The sequence below is a fragment of the Bacillus sp. ES1-5 genome (assembly GCF_022487605.1).
Classification (GTDB): Bacteria; Bacillota; Bacilli; order Bacillales; family Bacillaceae_G; genus Bacillus_A; species Bacillus_A wiedmannii.
Window position 1 is genome coordinate 149887 of the sequence record NZ_JAKVPU010000007.1, and the last position, 18071, is coordinate 167957.

16 protein-coding genes and 6 pseudogenes are annotated in these 18071 nt (G+C 32.3%); 8 read left to right on the top strand and 14 right to left on the bottom strand.

Annotation, left to right across the window (positions count from 1 at the left end):
• Positions 1-265: 265 nt before the first annotated feature.
• On the bottom strand, positions 266-874 hold the full coding sequence (locus MKO96_RS21540; protein WP_240588663.1) for a spore coat protein: 609 nt from the start codon (positions 872-874) through the stop codon (positions 266-268).
• A gap of 172 nt (positions 875-1046) precedes the next feature.
• Between MKO96_RS21540 and ku the strand changes: the two genes are divergently transcribed.
• A complete protein-coding gene (ku, locus tag MKO96_RS21545) occupies positions 1047-1871 on the top strand; it encodes a non-homologous end joining protein Ku (RefSeq protein ID WP_087981108.1) in 825 nt (274 codons plus the stop codon).
• A gap of 22 nt (positions 1872-1893) precedes the next feature.
• On the opposite strand, the gene MKO96_RS21550 is transcribed toward ku, so the two are convergent.
• Entirely contained in the window at positions 1894-2673 is a 780-nt protein-coding gene (locus tag MKO96_RS21550) for a DUF2935 domain-containing protein (RefSeq protein ID WP_240588614.1), read from the bottom strand.
• Positions 2674-2975: 302 nt separating this feature from the next.
• On the opposite strand from MKO96_RS21550, the pseudogene MKO96_RS29625 reads away from it, so the two are divergent.
• Both MKO96_RS29625 and MKO96_RS21560 read left to right on the top strand, forming a co-directional pair.
• Positions 2976-3056 (top strand): annotated as a pseudogene (locus MKO96_RS29625) (manganese catalase family protein); the annotation flags it as partial.
• A 409-nt stretch (positions 3057-3465) separates the two neighbouring features.
• Positions 3466-3627, top strand: a pseudogene (locus tag MKO96_RS21560) (DUF4021 family protein); the annotation flags it as partial.
• 121 nt (positions 3628-3748) lie between these two features.
• On the opposite strand, the gene MKO96_RS21565 reads toward MKO96_RS21560, so the two are convergent.
• Complete coding sequence (locus MKO96_RS21565; RefSeq protein WP_000354585.1) at positions 3749-3922, bottom strand: hypothetical protein; 174 nt, start codon at positions 3920-3922, stop codon at positions 3749-3751.
• A 508-nt stretch (positions 3923-4430) separates the two neighbouring features.
• Here MKO96_RS21565 and MKO96_RS21570 point away from each other — a divergent pair.
• Positions 4431-4793, top strand: a complete 363-nt coding sequence (locus tag MKO96_RS21570) for a carboxymuconolactone decarboxylase family protein (RefSeq protein ID WP_088058929.1) — start codon at positions 4431-4433, stop codon at positions 4791-4793.
• Between the two features lie 121 nt (positions 4794-4914).
• Here MKO96_RS21570 and MKO96_RS21575 read toward each other — a convergent pair whose 3' ends face one another.
• The 4 genes from MKO96_RS21575 to MKO96_RS21590 all read right to left on the bottom strand — a co-directional run bounded on the left by MKO96_RS21575 (position 4915) and on the right by MKO96_RS21590 (position 8279).
• Positions 4915-5370 carry a TspO/MBR family protein gene (locus MKO96_RS21575; RefSeq protein ID WP_240588615.1) on the bottom strand — a complete coding sequence of 152 codons (456 nt, stop codon included), beginning with the start codon at positions 5368-5370 and terminating at the stop codon, positions 4915-4917.
• Positions 5371-5523: 153 nt separating this feature from the next.
• On the bottom strand, positions 5524-6954 hold the full coding sequence (locus MKO96_RS21580; RefSeq protein ID WP_240588616.1) for a cryptochrome/photolyase family protein: 1431 nt from the start codon (positions 6952-6954) through the stop codon (positions 5524-5526).
• Between the two features lie 72 nt (positions 6955-7026).
• On the bottom strand, positions 7027-7848 hold the full coding sequence (locus MKO96_RS21585) for an SDR family oxidoreductase (RefSeq protein ID WP_240588617.1): 822 nt from the start codon (positions 7846-7848) through the stop codon (positions 7027-7029).
• Between the two features lie 5 nt (positions 7849-7853).
• The gene (locus tag MKO96_RS21590; RefSeq protein WP_240588618.1) at positions 7854-8279 is read right to left on the bottom strand and encodes a MarR family winged helix-turn-helix transcriptional regulator; all 426 of its coding nucleotides are present in this window, start codon (positions 8277-8279) and stop codon (positions 7854-7856) included.
• 426 nt (positions 8280-8705) lie between these two features.
• Here MKO96_RS21590 and MKO96_RS21595 point away from each other — a divergent pair.
• Positions 8706-8846, top strand: a pseudogene (locus MKO96_RS21595) (alpha/beta hydrolase); the annotation flags it as partial.
• 268 nt (positions 8847-9114) lie between these two features.
• Here MKO96_RS21595 and MKO96_RS21600 read toward each other — a convergent pair.
• The 7 genes and pseudogenes from MKO96_RS21600 to MKO96_RS21625 all read right to left on the bottom strand — a co-directional run bounded on the left by MKO96_RS21600 (position 9115) and on the right by MKO96_RS21625 (position 15500).
• Positions 9115-10203, bottom strand: coding sequence for a GerAB/ArcD/ProY family transporter (locus MKO96_RS21600; RefSeq protein ID WP_240588664.1), 1089 nt, complete (start codon positions 10201-10203; stop codon positions 9115-9117).
• A gap of 27 nt (positions 10204-10230) precedes the next feature.
• Complete coding sequence (locus MKO96_RS21605; protein WP_483298331.1) at positions 10231-11088, bottom strand: Ger(x)C family spore germination protein; 858 nt, start codon at positions 11086-11088, stop codon at positions 10231-10233.
• A 187-nt stretch (positions 11089-11275) separates the two neighbouring features.
• Positions 11276-11485, bottom strand: a pseudogene (locus MKO96_RS21610) (Y-family DNA polymerase); the annotation flags it as partial.
• A 285-nt stretch (positions 11486-11770) separates the two neighbouring features.
• Positions 11771-11911 (bottom strand): annotated as a pseudogene (locus MKO96_RS29630) (serine hydrolase domain-containing protein); the annotation flags it as partial.
• A 349-nt stretch (positions 11912-12260) separates the two neighbouring features.
• Positions 12261-12536: pseudogene (locus MKO96_RS21615) on the bottom strand (erythromycin esterase family protein); the annotation flags it as partial.
• Between the two features lie 97 nt (positions 12537-12633).
• Positions 12634-14223, bottom strand: a complete 1590-nt coding sequence (locus MKO96_RS21620; RefSeq protein ID WP_240588619.1) for a bifunctional metallophosphatase/5'-nucleotidase — start codon at positions 14221-14223, stop codon at positions 12634-12636.
• 440 nt (positions 14224-14663) lie between these two features.
• Positions 14664-15500 carry an alpha/beta fold hydrolase gene (locus tag MKO96_RS21625; RefSeq protein ID WP_240588620.1) on the bottom strand — a complete coding sequence of 279 codons (837 nt, stop codon included), beginning with the start codon at positions 15498-15500 and terminating at the stop codon, positions 14664-14666.
• A 505-nt stretch (positions 15501-16005) separates the two neighbouring features.
• Here MKO96_RS21625 and ycaC point away from each other — a divergent pair.
• The 3 genes from ycaC (at position 16006) to MKO96_RS21640 (ending at position 18066) form a co-directional block, all read left to right on the top strand.
• Positions 16006-16650 carry an isochorismate family cysteine hydrolase YcaC gene (gene ycaC, locus MKO96_RS21630; RefSeq protein ID WP_000131221.1) on the top strand — a complete coding sequence of 215 codons (645 nt, stop codon included), beginning with the start codon at positions 16006-16008 and terminating at the stop codon, positions 16648-16650.
• A gap of 181 nt (positions 16651-16831) precedes the next feature.
• On the top strand, positions 16832-17476 hold the full coding sequence (locus MKO96_RS21635; protein WP_000067164.1) for a hydrolase: 645 nt from the start codon (positions 16832-16834) through the stop codon (positions 17474-17476).
• The gene (locus tag MKO96_RS21640) at positions 17473-18066 is read left to right on the top strand and encodes an antibiotic biosynthesis monooxygenase (protein ID WP_237982197.1); all 594 of its coding nucleotides are present in this window, start codon (positions 17473-17475) and stop codon (positions 18064-18066) included. Before MKO96_RS21635 ends, MKO96_RS21640 begins: the two co-directional genes overlap by 4 nt.
• The last annotated feature ends 5 nt before the right edge of the window (positions 18067-18071 follow it).

Genomic DNA, 18071 nt, shown 5'->3' on the forward strand with positions numbered 1-18071 from the left:
TTTATTCGTATCACATATTCCCCATGAAGAAGCGAGTTATGGTTATCAAATATTTAATAATCGTGAAGACGATTGTATAAAAGTTATTTTGAAACCTTAAAGGACTCCTTGTTAATTACTTAATATCAGTTGTTTTTTGTGCTAAAGATAAGATTAAATCCAAGATCTTATCTTTTTTACTAAAAAAATAAATATATTTAAGTTTGAAATAAAGTTTCTCATTTTAAGGGCTAGCCTATAAATACTTTCTTTTTGCCAGAAGCTCTTAGTTATCTTTAATTACTGCCTCTATAAAATAAAGCTGAACAATAGTATTTTTACTGTTCAGATTTATCCAATGAATCTGATTATAATATTGTAATTGCTGATTAATAGGCTGATAAATGCCTGCTATAGCTTTTATTTCAGCATCTGGTGCTGGTGATAATGGATAGTAACCTTTTTTCACCATGTATTGCCAAATATCATACGCATGTCTACTACTATTTAAAAAGGTTTTTTCTAAAAAAGACCTCAAATTTGGATTTGCACATTCCAATAAAGCTCTGGCATAATTTAATGCAGCTGATTTTTGATTTAAGAGATAGCCCGTAGCAATTGCTCGATCGTTCGGAGGTGCTCCGTTTATACTAGGTACAACAGGTGGATATTGTTCAATAGGTGCTTTTACATAAGAAACCAACCCTGGATTTAACTTAGAGGGCTGAAAACGCTCAATATCGGGCGTACTCTGGCTTTGGACAAATTCTATTTTTAAATTATAGTCTGCCACATGGAGTGGAAAATGTTGCTGTAATAATCGTTTTAATTCTAAATCTTGTGCTTGCTGAATGTATGTACTCATCGTATTAATTGTATTGTAACAGCCAACAATTAATTCACTTCAATCACGTAACTCATGAGTAGCTAATTGCATCGGTGAAACCTCGTTTTTAAAGTTTTTTTATTCTCTCCCAAAATATAAAAAATATAAGGAATGCATATGATATTTCTTATTACCTCATAATATAGCTATTCATTTTCTTTTTATGAAAGGAGAAGTTTTAATGCATACTGTATGGAAAGGCTCTCTTTCACTTGGTTTGTTAAGTATCGGTGTGAGACTGTATAGTGCTGTCGAAGAAAAAGATATTAAATTTTTAAGTCTTCATAAAGAATGTCTTACTCCAATTAAGTATAAAAAGATTGCTCCTGATTGTACAGAAACTGAAGTAAGCGATGAAGAAATTGTGAAAGCTTATGAATATGCGCCGCATAAATATATAATTATTAATGATAAAGAATTAGAAACACTACAAAAAAAAGATGAGCCGCGAATTATTCGCATTTCATCTTTTATCCAAAATGATGAGATTGATTCAATTTTTTTCGATCGTTCCTATTTTATTGGTCCTACCAATGGGAATGAAAAGCCCTATTTGTTACTAAAAGAATCATTAGAGAGAACAAATAAACTTGGTCTTATTCATATTACTATCCGTAAGAAACCGCATCTAGCTATTATTCGTAGCTTTCAAGAAGGACTTATTCTACAGACTATCCATTATCCTGATGAGATTCGAAATATAAAAAACATGCCTGATCTTCCTAAGTTTGAAGAAAACCCAATACAAAAACAAGAATTAACTACTGCCATGAATCTAATTCATCACCTTACCACTCCATTTAAACCCGAAGAATATGCAGATGAATATAAAGAGGCGCTTTTTAATCTTATAGAAGAGAAAATTGAGGAACAAGAAAAGAACGAAATCATATCTCCAACCAAAAACATCATTAATATCATAGAAACATTAAATGCTAGCATTGAACAAGTAAAACAACAGAAAGAAAAAAATAAAAGAGGAATAAACGAAAAAAAAGCCAAATAATTGTGGCTTTTTTTACCTTCTCTTAAAGAGGATTACACTTTGGCATCTCTCCTCCAGATGATTGTGCTAATTTTAGTAAGTAGTAGCATTCTTCTCTTGCCATATGGTCTGCCATTCTTGCGGATAATGAACTTAATATTTGCTCTGATAATTCTAACTCTTCTATTTCATGAAGAAAATGCGAAAATAAATTAAGTTCTAATGAAACATCTTGCGTAAATTTCTTCAAAGCTGGAAAATGCTTAAGCTCTGTACGTAAATACCCCGTCATTTCAACAGCTTTTAAATAAAACTGTTCAAAGTGTTTGGCGTACATCTCACTCTTCTCTTTCAAACGTTTCTCTACAAGATCTAATTCACCTGAAATTGAACCAGCATGACCAGCCGCATCCGTTAACCATACAAGATGATAATGTAGTTCATGAAAAACAGGGGGTATTTCTCCTTTTATTAAATACTTTAATACGGTTATATACTCTTCTACTTCATTTACCATATGGTTAATAAAAGTTGGAGTAAAGTGAATAACTATTTTTCCTTCTAATTGCTTTTGTATAATACTTAACTTAAATTGCCTAATCTCTTCTGCCAATTGTTTAACATCTTTCGCAAATTCAATTAAACTAACAGTATTAATACGAGTTAAAAACCCATCAAATTTCTCTACAAAATATATAGCTCTTTGAATATCTCCAGTTTCTTTTGGAGCTAATGCATCTAAAAGGAACTGTGCATGGTCTCCAAGAACTCTAAGCCAAAATTTATGTTCAAATAATGCGCTTTCTTCATAAGTTCGATTCATCTCATTTCTCTCCCTTACCAACATGTCTTTCTTACTGATTAATACTAATAAAATATATAAAATATGAATTTTAGCTAGTTTTAATTTATCTTCAAAGAATTAAAGGCTACTTTTTTTCTAGAGAATGTGCAGAAATACATTCAAATAGATTTTTAGTAGCATAAGCACCTCTGAATGCCACTCAAAATTATTATAAATATATACAAATAACATTAATAATAACTTAATCAATTCAAGGAATAAACCAACATCAATTAGATAAAATAACCATTTTTAACTATCTAGAAAAAGAGTTATACAGTATGTTTTATTATAAAGAAGAATTAATTGATATTATTAAACCAGATCCAGCAGCCGCAAAGGTTCTACAAGAAATATTAGGTGTTCCTTCTATAAGTAATCTATTATATACATTAACTAGAAAGATTTTAGTTTTTATCAGGTTAAGTCTTAAATCAGTAAAATTTTCAATACCACTTATCCCCATACTTTCAACAGCCATTTTTAGCAGTTGTTGACGCTTAATGACATACTTACAACTTTACATAATATATAATTTGTGAAGAATTGATTTATATGATAGAAATTGAATGAACTATCTCCTATACTTACTAAATTTAATCTTTATCACCTGGCATACTTTCTAGAAAAAATGACATACTACGTATGTGCTATTACACTAATAGCTCAATTAATCTTTCATTCAACTGGCAGATAATCCATGTTTTTATCTGCCAAACTCTATTTATTGCCTTTTACTTTTAAAATCATTTATGTTCGGAGTTTATATAATTGAATTTTTCACATTCTAAAAAGGAAAAGAATAACTATTCCAAAAAAATAACAACAAATGCTATTAACCCTATAATTCAACCTGTAGAACAAGCCATGAATGGATTGTATGGAATGCCAGAAACTGATATTGAAGATAAAGATCATCCAAAAAAGGGAATTCGAAAAATATTTAGGATTTTCAATATATTCTTTATTTCCCATACATATTTCAATAACGATAATAAACAAGGAAGATTAAATTATAAAGAAGGCAAGCATTAATATATGCTTGCCTTCTCTTCTAACGACGATGTTCTACAAGATCAATTACACCTAAAACAACGTGAGCTAAACCAAATCCAAATACTGTATTTGCAATCATTTTATTAGTTCCACGAGTTTGTTTAAGAGCATAACCTGCTGCTGTCACTGCTGTACCTAGTGCCGTTGGAATTAATCCTTCACGAATATCCACAGTGATTGCCTCCTTATATCGTAGTTAGTAATTTTGTTTTAATGTTTTAGAAGTAAAGTACTAAAACAGGTATTAGTATTTTTCTTTTAAGTAAAATTATGTAGGATTTTTATAAATAATTTTTTACAATCATTAAAATAATATAGACAGTGAAGAAAGATTCAATTCAATATTTTTATTAGTTTATTGTCCTTATCTAACATCAAGATCTTAGTAAATAAACGTCTTATTTCCAATATTTTTCTAGAACTTGTGTTGAATGTTTCAATCTTAATTATATGTCTTTACTATTTGACGCCAATAATTTCTGCCTTCTTTTATGCAATATTTTTAATTAAGTATGCAAAGTCCTTTACTGACTATCCAAAAATAATTTAAAGTATTCCCATTTTATATTTAAGCTTAAAATTATTATCTATTTTTCTTTTTGCAATTATGATTAATTAAAACTACTTACGCCCATACTATCCTTTGTTTAATACATACTACATATGGAGTTGAATTTAAAATGGAATATAAAGATAAAAATTCTACTGAAGCTGCCCTATTACAATACAAACATGGGTTGAGTTTATTTGCTGAAAAAATGCCCAAACTTACTGAACAATTTAATTCTTTTACAGAAGAATGCTTTAAAGATGGTAAGTTATCAAAGAAGGAAAAACAATTGATTGCATTGGGCATAAGTCTTTATTCTCAGGATGAGTATTGTATCATTTATCATACAAAGGGATGTATGGATCAAGGTGCTTCAGAACAAGAAATCCTTGAAACGGTTGGAGTAACAGCTGCATTTGGCGGAGGCCCTACCATGAGTCAGGCGGTCACACTTGTTCAAGAATGTATAGAAGAATTAAGTAACAAAAATTAATTACAAAAAGATTTTCTTAAGCTTAAACTTTGTTTGTTTATTTCCACAACTTATATATATTGACTAATAAACATAAAAAACTTGAGCATTTTTTATTATGCTCAAGTTTTCATTTACACATTTAATTCATACTATAAATTGCCCAAGATAAGTATGTAGCAAAGGTAGTCCATAACAGATAAGGAATTAGAAGCCACCCAGCTGCTTTAGATAAGCGGAATGAATAAATGATAAGAAGAAATGCAGTAACAGCCACTAATAGACAATCTATTGTTGCTAAAAACAAATTTTTTTGACTGAATTGAAAGTAACTGAACGCTTGATTACAGATATAATTTAAAAGGAATAAAAACCAAAATGTTTTTGGATTAAATCCATACTTGTTGTAAATAATTGCAACTGATAATGCAATAAGTCCATATAATACAGCCCATATAATTCCGATCGTCATACCAGAAGGTGTCCAAGATGGCTTTTCTAACGCATCATACCAAATACGATCAATAGGGAATAAAATACTAGAAACATAAAACAAACCATATGTTAGTAAGAATACTATGACACTAGATTTTTTCATAAACATTCTCCTTTTCAATAGAAGGTTTTAGAAACTCTATATGATTCGTATGTTCTTTCAATGAATAAAATTTTAATATTTAATATGCAAATAGACATTCTTATATTTTTAATTATAACCTTTACATATCAAATTTATATTGATTCGTTTATTTTATACAAATTCCTTCATATTTTTATATGCACAAAGCGCTCTCTCTCGTGCTGCCTTATGATCAACAATCGGAAAAGGATATGTATCACCAAGCTTTATATTAGCTTTTTGTAAAATCTGCTCAGATGCTTCCCAAGGTTTATGTATATATTTGTTTGGTATATCTCTTAATTCTGGTACCCAATTTCTTATATACTCTCCGTTTTCATCAAACTTTTCCCCTTGTGTAATCGGGTTAAAAATACGAAAGTACGGTGATGCATCTGCTCCACTTCCAGCAACCCATTGCCACCCCATTGTGTTATTTGCAATATCAGCATCTAGTAGCGTATCCATAAACCACTTTGCTCCTTCTTGCCAAGGAATTAATAAATGTTTTACAAGAAAAGATGCAACGGCCATTCTTGCGCGATTATGCATAAAACCAGTTTGCCATAATTCCCGCATTCCCGCATCGATAAATGGATAACCAGTTTCCCCCTTCTGCCATACTCTTAATAATTCCTCGTCATTATTCCATGGGAATTTTTCGAAACGTTCATTAAGAGGCTTATATACTGTAAACGGATAATGGTATAGCAAATAATAAGAAAACTCTCGCCAAATTAATTGACGTATAAAACCATTAACTTGTTTTTCAAAAAGGCTACATTGCCTTTCAATACTCTTATTTGTTAAATAATGATATATAAACTTCACTGATATTTGACCAAATGAAAGGTAAGGTGCCAACATCGAATGAACGTTTTGATTAGGAAAATCCCTTCTTTCACTATAAGAGGGTAATTTATTAGAAAAAAATTGTTTAAATATTTTGTATGCCTCTTCTTCTGTAGGACTCCATATTGAGTCAATATGGGATGTCCAAGGTATAGTTGGAAGTAAGTTTAGCTCTGAAACAGATAAGCTTGCTGGTAGAGGACTTATCCCCTTTAAATTCTGCACTTTACTAATAGGTGCAGGTATTACTTGCTTTTGAAAAGCATTATAAAAAGGAGTAAAAACCTTATATTCTGTGTTATCTTTCTTTTTAATAATCCAAGGTTCTAATAACAAATGAGATTCAAACTCTCTACAGGTAATGCCTATATCTTCAAATCCCTTTTTCATTTTTTGATTATATTTTAATCTCTCCGGATCATAACAAACATTCCAATATACAGCCTTTACATTCATTTCTTCTATGAGAGATAATATTTCTTCTTGTGTATTGCCTTTACGAATTAGCAAAGTAGAGCCTAATGCTTCAAGCTGCTTTTGGACATCTGTTATAGCATGATGTAGCCACCACTTTGAAGCACCTCCTACAAAAAAAGTTTCATCTTGTACATATACTGGAAGAACCTCACCCGACTGAGCAGCCTCAAATAGAGCTAGGTTATCATATAAACGAAAATCTTTTTGAAACATAACAATAATTTTATTTTGCATGGCTATCCTTTCTTACTCTTAAAACATAATGGATTCTTTATGTGAATAAGTATCTCTTTTACTTTTGCATTATTATATTAATAATTCTTTGTGATCATAAATAAACTTTTGCATAGTTATTGGATTTCTATCTAGTAAATTTGATAAATCTGATGTGACTTTTTTAGCTAATCCTAATTTTGCGGTTGTATATATTCCAATCATAACCCAAATAAAGTCACTTTTAAGCCCCTTTTTAACCATTCTTTTTCTAAATGTAAATATACTTGGGTTTGTATAGACAATATGCCTATTTATTATTTTTGAAATAATAGCAGCAACTTCATCATATGTTAATGCCTCATTTCCTGTTAAAGAATAAGCTTTAAATTTATGTCCCTCTTCAGTTAATATCTTAGCTGCAACTTCTCCAATATCTCGTACATCTATAAAACTTGTTTTCCCTTTGCCGGCAGGTACCTCGATTATCTTTTCATTTCTTAATTCATCACCATGTTGTGATAGTAAATTTTGCATAAAAAAACTCGGTCTTAGAAATGTATAAGGGATTCCAGAATCTTTTATTATAGCTTCAATTTTAGCATGAGGTACTATTGGATTTTTTTCTACTCCTAATAAAGATAAAAATACAATTTGTTTTATACCTATTTCTTTTGCAGCATCTATAACAGGCTGGAAATATTTTTTCGCATGAGCTAGATGTGGTGGTCGTATTAGAAATAATTTAGTAACACCTGTTAAAGCAGCCTTTACAGATGAGGGATTTTCAAAATCAAAATATACTCCTTCAGTTTCTCTACTGCGCGTTGCGACTTTGAAAGTAGCATTTCTTTTTATTAGTCCTTTTACAACCTCTTTTCCTACATTCCCTGTAGCACCTGTTACTAAAATCATTGTAATCACCCTCTATTTTTTTGTAAATTTTGAATCATACTTTGCAAAACTCGAACTGTATTTTCTACTTCCTCTTTAGGAATACTAGCTGTAGCACTTTTTATAACTTCATCGCTCACATTTTCTATTTCCTGTATTAATACCTTAGTTTCATCCGTTAAAAATATTAGATGTGACCGTTTATCTTTAGGATTATGTTTTATAAGAATCCATTCTTTTTGCAATAATCGTTGTATGATTCCAGTTACTGTTGGGCGGTCTGCCAAGAGCCTTTCAGCAATCATAGCAGGGGTGGTTCCATTTGGATAAAGAGATATATCCTTTAACACAGACCATTGCTGAGCTGTTATTTTATATTCTTTTAATTGATTTGATAATTCTGTTTTCGTCATTATACTTACCTTGTGTAATAAATAACCTAAATTATTCATATAACCCCCTATAGTTAGTGTACTAATTATATAGTTAGCATACTAACTATATTAAAAAAATGCAAATTTTAATTACTAATTTATATCTAAAAAAGATAAATCAAATTGTTTCTTAGATTTTAGTTTAATTTAACATTAAATTTTAGACTCACATTCTTAAATGGTTTAAATTTGTGCTATTTTATTAAAACATAACCTTCTTAACAGTGACATATCAGCGATAATTTATTTCTATTACGTACAGTTGTTAACAAGTTCATTTGCAAACTTTTTAACAACTTTTTATATCTCTGCATAAATACAATCACCTTTACTACGATTGTTACAGCTTCTTTCATTTCCACTTCAGCTTTTAAGTTAAATAATCTATAAACTAAATCGAATTAATATTCCTATCCTAAGTTATATGGTATATATTCTTTTCAATGGAATACAGATACATATATTATGTATGGAGCCAAGGATGAACTGTGCGAATTTGAAACTATTAACTATTTTACAAAAAAACATCGTTGTGAATTAGAAGTCATGGAAACAGGTGAACATTACTTTCATACTGAGGAATAGTTAAAGATATTTAAACAGTGGTTACACAAACATATCGCTTAACAAATTACAATTTATCTTGAACCTGTTAGAGAAGAATCGTAAATATATAAACTGATATTATATTTGAGAGACATTATAAATGTGAATGTATTCACTTAAACAAACAGATGCTTTAGTTCAATAAGAATTAAACAACTTCATAATCACGCAGAAACGCCGCTGAAAAGCGGCGTCTTTAGTCAAAAAACTAAGTATACCTACTATTCCAACACATTACCGATTGGTTTTATGCATATTTCCTTCGAATTTTGCCAACCACCAATAACAGTAAGGGAATCCCTAGCTCATAAACGGGAAAAGCAATTGGAATTACGAAAAATATATAGTAATAATGGGTAAATGTCTGGATATTTTTAACTGACACAGCTATGATGAACGAAATAGGAGCAAGAACCAAAGCTACTTTTCGCCAATCCTTCAAATGAAACATTTGTGCTGTTCCATAACAAGCGATAAACATGTATAACGCCAGTTTAATAAAAATACTAAAAAACCAAATAATAACAATTAAAATATCCACATTTTGAATGAACTCCATGACGGATATGTACCGGCTCAGATCGTAAACTGGATATAAAAAACTTGAAGGTAAATTCGGACCGAATGTTAAAATGACCGCTAATGTTCCGATTGTTACCATGAAAACGGCTAGTCCTACTCCCCACATCGCCCTTGATGATGCTTGTTCTGGTTTGTCCATAAAGAAAACGAACATTGTCATCATGACAGCCTCTCCAAAAAATGCGGCTACAGGAGTATAGGAACCTTTAAGGATCGGAAGCCATCCAGAATCGTGATAAATAGGCCGCATATAATCCCAATTCATATTGCCAACATTCAAAATGATTACAAACATTATCATTAAAAGTACTATTGGTCCTATGATTTCACTTAAACGTCCAATCCCCTCTATCCCGCCTTGGTAAATAATAAAAATGAGCAATAACATCGCAGTGAAGACAATGACCCACAAAGGTGTATTATGAAATAAAGCGATAATAATGAACTCACCAAATTCACGGACGGTTATCCAAATTATCATGTACCAACCAAAGAAGTAGAAAATCATCAGTAGCTTGCCTAGCCATTTACCAAGAATGGTTTGGCTAAATTCAATTAGAGTTTGCTTCGGATAAAGCGAACCAAGTTTGGTTGCCAAAAAAGTAAGAGCAATCCCTATCGCTCCTGCAATCAAAATCGAGATCCACGCATCTTGTTTGACAGTACGAATCGTCGCTGGAATAACTAGAAGGAGGGACTGTCCCACTTCAAATGTGAACATCATCCAAAAGATTTGCCTGCCAGAGATTTTCATTGAATTTCTCACACTCTATATTCCTCCTTATTTTTTCATCTCATTTTTCTTTAACTGCAACGGTGGTCCAGTCAGTCCTACTCTTCGAATAGTAAGCTTTGTATGAACAGAAACCTGCACTTTTCGAAATTGTTTACTCCAATTCTTTTTTAGACCTTTCCATTCAGATGGATATTTTTGATGAATGGCTTCTCCAAATCCAAAGATATCGGTTCCGTATTGTTTTTGAATTTTTTTAATGATTTGAAGAGATTGCTTTTCGGATTGTTTTTCTAATACATGTTCTAAAAGAGTAAGATTTTTTGGTTGCGAAAGATCTAAATTCGTATTATTCTCCTGAATCGTTCCTTCACCAGAAAAAACAATGTCACACTTAATTGTGTCCCCTTGTATAGTAGGTATGATTTTTCTTTTGATTTTTGTCATATATAAACTTGCACTACCATTTCCTTTAGAGGCGCTTGCTGTAACCGTCTGTTTGCTTAAACGATTCACTACCCAAAGAGTCGTTAACCATTCCTGCATGTTTAAGTATCCTACCAATTTGAAATCGTTGTTAAATATAGCACCACCTACAATTTGAAAACCTTTGACCTCAGTTTTACCTTTTTTATAAGACACATTTAGTTTAATAACGGGCAAAATTGGGGTGATTCCATCACTCGTACCAGCAATAAGAAAATTTAATAAAGACATATCTCCTAACGCCTCTATTTGCATCTGCTCTTTCAGTGCCCCAAGTGCCGGGATAGACTCTAAAGGGATGGATGCTTTCAGAAATTCTTTTGCAGTATTCCCTTTTATTACGAACGCACCTGCTCGTAATCGAATATCAGAATCGCGGCTATATGCATCTAAAACTGGAGCGAGACCGCTTTTAGCCATTTTTTCTCCGATCAATACAACACTGTCTGTATTATTTAAGCTTATTTTACTCTTTTCTATCCGACACTTACCAAAAATGGATATTTCCAATTAATTTCTCCCCGAAAATTTTTCTATTTTTGAGAAAAATTAAGATAACCTTTGATATCATTGTTAATATTAATTTAACTCTAAAAAAAACATCACTATAAAATCTTGCCATTTTCTTAATTCCTAACGCTTTTAATGGCGGTGTTGCTGCTAATACGATTGATCCACTACGGTTTATATCTCCTACAACAGCCAATTTTGTATATCGTGGATCAAGTCCTTTTTTAATACATGATACACTTGCATAAAAGCTACGAAGATCTACACATAAAATAATACGATTCGGTAAAAGAGAATAATCATACAAGGTTATCACTCCTAACAACGAGAACATTTGTTCTTTTTATATACGAACTCATGTTTTTTTAAAGGTATTTTCATGAAAATTTCGGTTAAAATAACCGTTATATCTGTGCGCTATCAATTAAAGCTGGAAAAACTATGTATACAAAACTGCTAGAATTTCAAGTAACTCATAAGCATAAAACTACTAAAACAAACCAATTAAACCTTTATTATCAAAACATAATTTATATAAATTTCTTTGTTTCTTATATGTGTGAAGATAATAAAATACTATTCCCAAAACAAAAAAGCATTCCTCTCTTCTATTAAAATTGTATAGATGGTTGATAGCAGTGTCATATACGAACCACACAGCTATCAATTCCCCCAATGATGAAAAGGCAACAATGCATTTGCAATCATTGTACTCATTATTTTCACAAAACACTCTTGTTACTGATTGTTTTATATGTAGGCCGTACTTATCCCCCCTTCACGCCTCCTTATATTTTTATCCTACACAATGAAAATCTCTTTTTCCTTACCTATCCCTTACATTCAAAATCGTTTCTATAATGAAAGGATTGAAGTAGCATCTGTGCCCGAAATCACAAAAAACACCGATTTTTGTCGCTCCGGTGTTTTTTACACTTTAAATATTGAAGATTCATTTTACTCTTAACAGGTTACATTACTGATTTTTTTCTAATGTGATTATTTTTCTTGCTATATAACAAAATTTTATAGTGCTATATGAAACACTTATCACGTTGTCATTAAGACATATGATTCTACTTTTATTGATACACTTGAGATGGACTCACTTTTTGAACAAGTATATCAAATGATTTCCCTAATGATATATCAACAGTTTTTGGTATATCAGACCCTTCGGTAGTTATCCCAGCGAAAATTGGATGTTGTTCGTTTAAGCAAGTTTTTGTTACTCCGTTCGCCTTGCGTACATCAATAAAAAATTGATCTTTTTTAACTTGTCCAAAGATGTAGTTATAACTGTTTGGATCATCTGATTTTAATGTTCCATAGGGGCCAAATTCACCATCACTATTAATTAGCCACAGTAAGACTTTATTTCCAACCCACAAAAAATAGATTACCTGTACACGAAAAAGTATAGGTAATCTATTTGTTTTTGAGATTAATAAAAACCTAATTTTTTTTTTGAATTCTTCCATCAATAATAGACTGAATTGGTTCTTTTGATTTTTTTATATAATCTACTAATGCTTCAAAATCAGTTGGTCCTGTTTCAGCATCTTTACCGTTTTTAAAGGATACAAATCCATCTCCACCTGAAGCTAGAAATGCGTTCGCAACGACGCTGTAAGTTTTAGATGGAATAATTTCTTCTCCATTTGTTAAGCGAATACTTGTTACTTTTTCTCCATTAGGTTTGTTTGCATCCCAAGTGTATTGGATCCCTGAAATTTGAAGCATTCTTGTTATGTCTTTTTGCCATTGTTGATTTAAAATATCACGAATGTCTTGACCTGTTAAATTTACTTTTATTAATTGATTTCCGAATGGTTGAATACCATATATTTCTCCCCATGTAATATCACCAGCATCTAAATCATTACGAATACCACCAGGATTCATAAGTGCAATTTGGGATTGCATTGTTGTACGCTGGGCATCAGCAACTAAATTTCCAAGAGTAGATTCACCAGCCATATTGAGTTTGCGATCTAGTGGAGCAATAGACTTACCTACAACTTCATTGACAAGAGGTGCGATTTTTGCTTGATATTTCTCCATCTTCTTCTTTATTTTTTTATCAGGCTCCATGCCTTCATGGTAAGTTGTAACAATTTCTGCTTTTTTCTCAACAATATCTTGTGTTTTACGATCAATCTTTACATCAACATCAGCAAACGCCATACCATAAGAATTTGCTTGTACGACAAGTTTATTATTGACAGTTCCATTTACATAGGTGTGGCTATGCCCACCAAAAATAACATCGACTTCTGGATCAGTCTCATTTGCTAATCGGACGATATCACCATTTGTTACGCCGTTCCCATCTGTTATACCTCCGTTATGCGCAAGAACAACGATAGATTTAACGCCTAGTTTTTTTAATTGCTTTACGGATTTGTTAATAGCTTCAACTTCATCTGTAATTTCTACATTCTTTAGCATAGTAGGCATAACAAGGTTAGGAACATCCGTTGTTACGACTCCGATAAATCCAACAGGAACTCCTTGTACCTTTTTTATAGTGAATGGTGGTAAAAATAAACGACCAGTGGATTTATTATAGAAATTTGCGGCAACATATGGGAATTTTGCTCCTTTAAAATTTCCTGTTTTCTCATGGTATCCACCATAAATAAGGCGGTTCATTTCCTCAACACCTTCATCAAATTCATGATTTCCTATGGTTCCAACATCGAATTTCAAATCATTTAGAAATTCAATCGTAGGTTCGTCTTGTAATAATGCTGAAACAGGAGTACTTGCTCCAACAACATCGCCAGCATGTACCTTTAATGTATTCGGATTTTGTTTTTCACGATCACGTAAATAAGCCCCTAAGTACTCAATTCCCCCTGCATCTTTATTGTTAATTTTTTTTACAGTGTCTAGTTGCCCATGAAAATCGTTAATACCGAGCATTTGTACATCTATGTAGCGGTTTGGTTCTGTACTTGCTTGGGCTGAAGGCGCAGCAAATACACTAGTAAAAGTAACTGTACTTAATGCTAAAACAACTGGAATGATTTTTTTCAACATAAAATTTCTCTCCCTTAATTGAAATCTGACATAATACGATGTTATTTTAATATATTAAGAGGATTATTTCTACAAAAATTCTACTAATTATAAAAATTAATAAGATTTTATTGTTTTCTGACAAAACGTTTCTTTGTTTTGAAGGTTATTCAAAATATTATCTTGATAGTAATATAACAATACTTCTAAGAAATCTAAAAAACTCTAATCAATACATTTTAGCTGTTAAGAAGAATATTCAATTCGAAACTAATGAGTATTTATCAAGCTAACATCTCAATATCACAATTTAAAAATGAATAAAAATTTTGTATGGAAGATTACGGTGGTGCACTACTCCGCATTTAAAAAGATGCTCGTGGATTTATCCAAGAGCATCTTTTATAAAGCTTTATTTTTACTTATTTACAATTTATCAATTAACAATTATATAGTTGTAATCAGTCCTTTAAAAATAACAGGAGTGCTTCATTAAATTCTTTGGCATGCGTTGCATTTAGCCCATGCGGACCACCCTTTATTAACGCTACTTTAGAATTAGGAATTGCTTCATGTGTTAATTTCCCACTATATTCAAATGGTACAGTTGCATCTGAATCACCATGAATAACAAGGGTAGGTATATTAATCTTGGCTAAATCGCCTCTGAAGTCTGTTTTGCTGAAAGCAGCGATACAATCTAGTGTTCCTTTAGGTGATGCACCCGCAGCGATATCCCTATTGTAAAGTCGAAATGGTTCACTAACTAAGTCAGTTCGATCTCCAGCAGCAAAAAATCCTTTCGTAAACTCATCAAGGAATGCTAGACGATCACTTTTTACTCCATTTTCAAATCCTTGAATTGCTACATCATCTAATACACCCTCAGGATGATCTGCTGACTTGTAAAGGTATGGTGGTACAGCTCCTGCAAATACAGCCTTCTCTACTCTATTGGTTCCATATTTTCCAATATACCGGGCTACCTCGCCTCCACCCATAGAAAAACCAACAAGTGTGACATTTTGAAGCTCTAACTGTTCTAATAGTTGATGTAAATCAGAAGTAAAGGTATCATATTCATACCCTTCCCACGGCTGAGATGATTTTCCAAAGCCTCGACGATCATATGTTATAACTCTGTATCCAGCCTCAACAAGAGCGGGAACTTGGTATTCCCAAGATCGACCGCTTAACGGCCAACCATGAATTAGTACAACTGGTTTTCCTGTGCCATGATCTTCATAATATATCTCAATTGGTGCTTGATTTTCGGTTCCTACAGTAATTTTTGCCATTCTCCTACCTCCTTTAATATGTATCCTTTTCTTCAATAACCCGGATGAATCTCATAACCTATTTATGCACATTTATATTGTGGACTCTATGTATGAAACTCTATTGTTCCAATGATTCCATTTTCTCTTCATGGAACAATTCTCCATCTTATACCTTTTTCATCACGAAGTATTTGCTGAACATTCCTCCTATTCAATTCTAATAACAAAAATAGGTGACTATCAATATCGTTCTATCTATAGAATGTATAGGTAAAATCAATCTATTTTATAGTGAAAATAACTATAGTTACCACCTATACAACTTATAGATAATTTAGAATTGATTAACCAATTAGTTTTCAAATACTATAAATTTGTATAGCGCTTCATGTTCCATGAATGCTGCTATAACTCATAGTAACGGTCAGTTTAGTTACAAACTAATCGTAACAAACGAAGAAATTTGGTAATATTCCACTGTTTAAACTTTCTTCGATTACTTAATTTTTAGGAGGAATACATAATGACTGATCTCTATTCTCGTATTAACAAAGATGATGCTGTCGTTCTTTTAGTAGATCATCAAACTGGTCTTATGTCCGGACTAGTACGTGACTATGGTGTTGATGAATTCAAGAACAATGTTTTAGCTCTTGCTCACACTGCTAAATTTTTTGATTTACCAGTTATTTTAACAACAAGCTTTGAAAACGGACCTAACGGACCTTTAATGCAAGAATTGGTTGATCTCTTTCCTCACGCACAAAAAATAGCTCGACCTGGACAAATTAATGCATGGGATAATGATGATTTTGTAAAAGCAATCGAAGAAACTGGAAAAAAACAACTTATCATTGCGGGCGTGGTTACGGACGTTTGTGTTGCTTTTCCGGCACTTTCCGCTATAAAAGCTGGATATGAAGTATTTGCTGTTACTGATGCTTCAGGAACTTTCAGTAAACAAGTTGCAGATGCTGCCAATACGCGTATGGCACATAGTGGCGTGCAACTTATGAACTGGTTTAGCGTAGCTTGCGAATTACAACGCGATTGGCGCAACGATGTCGAAGGTTTTGGCAATTTGCTTGCTAGTAATCTTCCAGGTTATCAAAATATAATTGGAAGCTATATGGGCGCGCAGCGAGATCTTAGTAAACAAAATGCATAAATGTATTTCAAAGAAATGACTTTAAATCACTTTCAAAAAAATGGATAGTATACATTTAGTGCTGATTAAATCAGCACTCTCTTTTAAATTAAAAGGTATAGAAAAAATTTTATTTTTACGATTACAGTTTTAATTAACAGAAAATATATTATTTTCAATAATTAAAAAGGAGCGTTTTATTATGAGTAATTTAGAATTGTTAAATCCAGAGAACAGTGCCTTAATTTTGATTGATTTTCAACCTCAAATGACTTTTGGAGTTGCAAGTATTGATAGACAAACATTGATTAATAACGTTATGCTGCTTGCTAAATCAGCAAAAACTTTTAACGTACCTACTATTCTTACTACAGTTGAGACACGCAGCTTTTCTGGTTATTTTTGGCCACAAATTCTTGACATATTCCCAAACCATGAAATTATAGAACGCAGTTCAATGAACTCTTGGGAAGATCAAAAATTTGTTGAAGCGGTTAAAGCAACCGGTAGAAAAAAATTAATATTTGCAGCACTTTGGACTGAAGTTTGCCTTGCATTCCCTGTGCTTGAAGCAATTAAAGCTGGCTATGAGGTGTATGCAGTTGATGATGCTTCAGGTGGTACTAGTTTGACAGCACATAACGCTGCTATGCGTCGTGTAGAACAAGCTGGTGCAATTCCAGTAACAGCAATTCAAGTTTTACTTGAATACCAACGTGACTGGGCACACAAAGACACTTATGATGCTGTAATGGAGATTGTAAAGGAACACACTGGTGCTTATGGTCAAGGTGTAGAATACGCATATACTATGGTGCATGGCGCGCTTCCAAGCAGGAAAATATGAAACAAGAAGGAGTAGCTGTCGAAGAGACTTATACAGGGAACACGATGGATACTGCTGATCCAGTAACAACGATTGTTACATGGGAAATTCAACAAGGTAAAGAAAAACAGTTTGAAACATGGAGACATGAAATCGAAGCTGCCGCTACTAAATTCCCTGGGCATTTAGGCGTAAATCTAATAGTCCCAAATAACGAATTCAGAGAGTATACTGTTATTTTTCGCTTTGATACGTATGAGCATCTACGCGCTTGGCAAGAATCAGATGTTCGCCGAGATTTGTTAAAAACGGCAAAACAATTTCAAGTTACTAATCCAACTTACAAAACTGAAAGTAGTTTGGCTTATTGGTTTGTTACTCCGAAAACGCCAGTTCCACCGCCAAAATGGAAAATGTCTATCGTTACCCTTCTGGGTGTATGGCCTCTTAGCATGTTAGTTCCTAAATTGATAGGACCTATTATAAAACATATGAATCCTATTATGTCCGCTTTTTTTGTTTCTGTATGTATAGTGTCCTTGCTATCATGGGTAGTTATGCCGATTTTCGGTAAATTATTTCATCCATGGTTACAAAATAATAGGAAGTAGACGAG

Coding starts and splice junctions, on each gene's coding strand:
- ku (WP_087981108.1), top strand. CDS start 1,047: ATGCATACTGTATGGAAAGGCTCTCTTTCACTTGGTTTGTTAAGTATC.
- MKO96_RS21550 (WP_240588614.1), bottom strand. CDS start 2,673: ATGAATCGAACTTATGAAGAAAGCGCATTATTTGAACATAAATTTTGG.
- MKO96_RS21570 (WP_088058929.1), top strand. CDS start 4,431: ATGGAATATAAAGATAAAAATTCTACTGAAGCTGCCCTATTACAATAC.
- MKO96_RS21575 (WP_240588615.1), bottom strand. CDS start 5,370: ATGAAAAAATCTAGTGTCATAGTATTCTTACTAACATATGGTTTGTTT.
- MKO96_RS21580 (WP_240588616.1), bottom strand. CDS start 6,954: ATGCAAAATAAAATTATTGTTATGTTTCAAAAAGATTTTCGTTTATAT.
- MKO96_RS21585 (WP_240588617.1), bottom strand. CDS start 7,848: ATGATTTTAGTAACAGGTGCTACAGGGAATGTAGGAAAAGAGGTTGTA.
- MKO96_RS21590 (WP_240588618.1), bottom strand. CDS start 8,279: ATGAATAATTTAGGTTATTTATTACACAAGGTAAGTATAATGACGAAA.
- MKO96_RS21600 (WP_240588664.1), bottom strand. CDS start 10,203: ATGAAAATCTCTGGCAGGCAAATCTTTTGGATGATGTTCACATTTGAA.
- MKO96_RS21605 (WP_483298331.1), bottom strand. CDS start 11,088: ATGGCTAAAAGCGGTCTCGCTCCAGTTTTAGATGCATATAGCCGCGAT.
- MKO96_RS21620 (WP_240588619.1), bottom strand. CDS start 14,223: ATGTTGAAAAAAATCATTCCAGTTGTTTTAGCATTAAGTACAGTTACT.
- MKO96_RS21625 (WP_240588620.1), bottom strand. CDS start 15,500: ATGGCAAAAATTACTGTAGGAACCGAAAATCAAGCACCAATTGAGATA.
- ycaC (WP_000131221.1), top strand. CDS start 16,006: ATGACTGATCTCTATTCTCGTATTAACAAAGATGATGCTGTCGTTCTT.
- MKO96_RS21635 (WP_000067164.1), top strand. CDS start 16,832: ATGAGTAATTTAGAATTGTTAAATCCAGAGAACAGTGCCTTAATTTTG.
- MKO96_RS21640 (WP_237982197.1), top strand. CDS start 17,473: ATGAAACAAGAAGGAGTAGCTGTCGAAGAGACTTATACAGGGAACACG.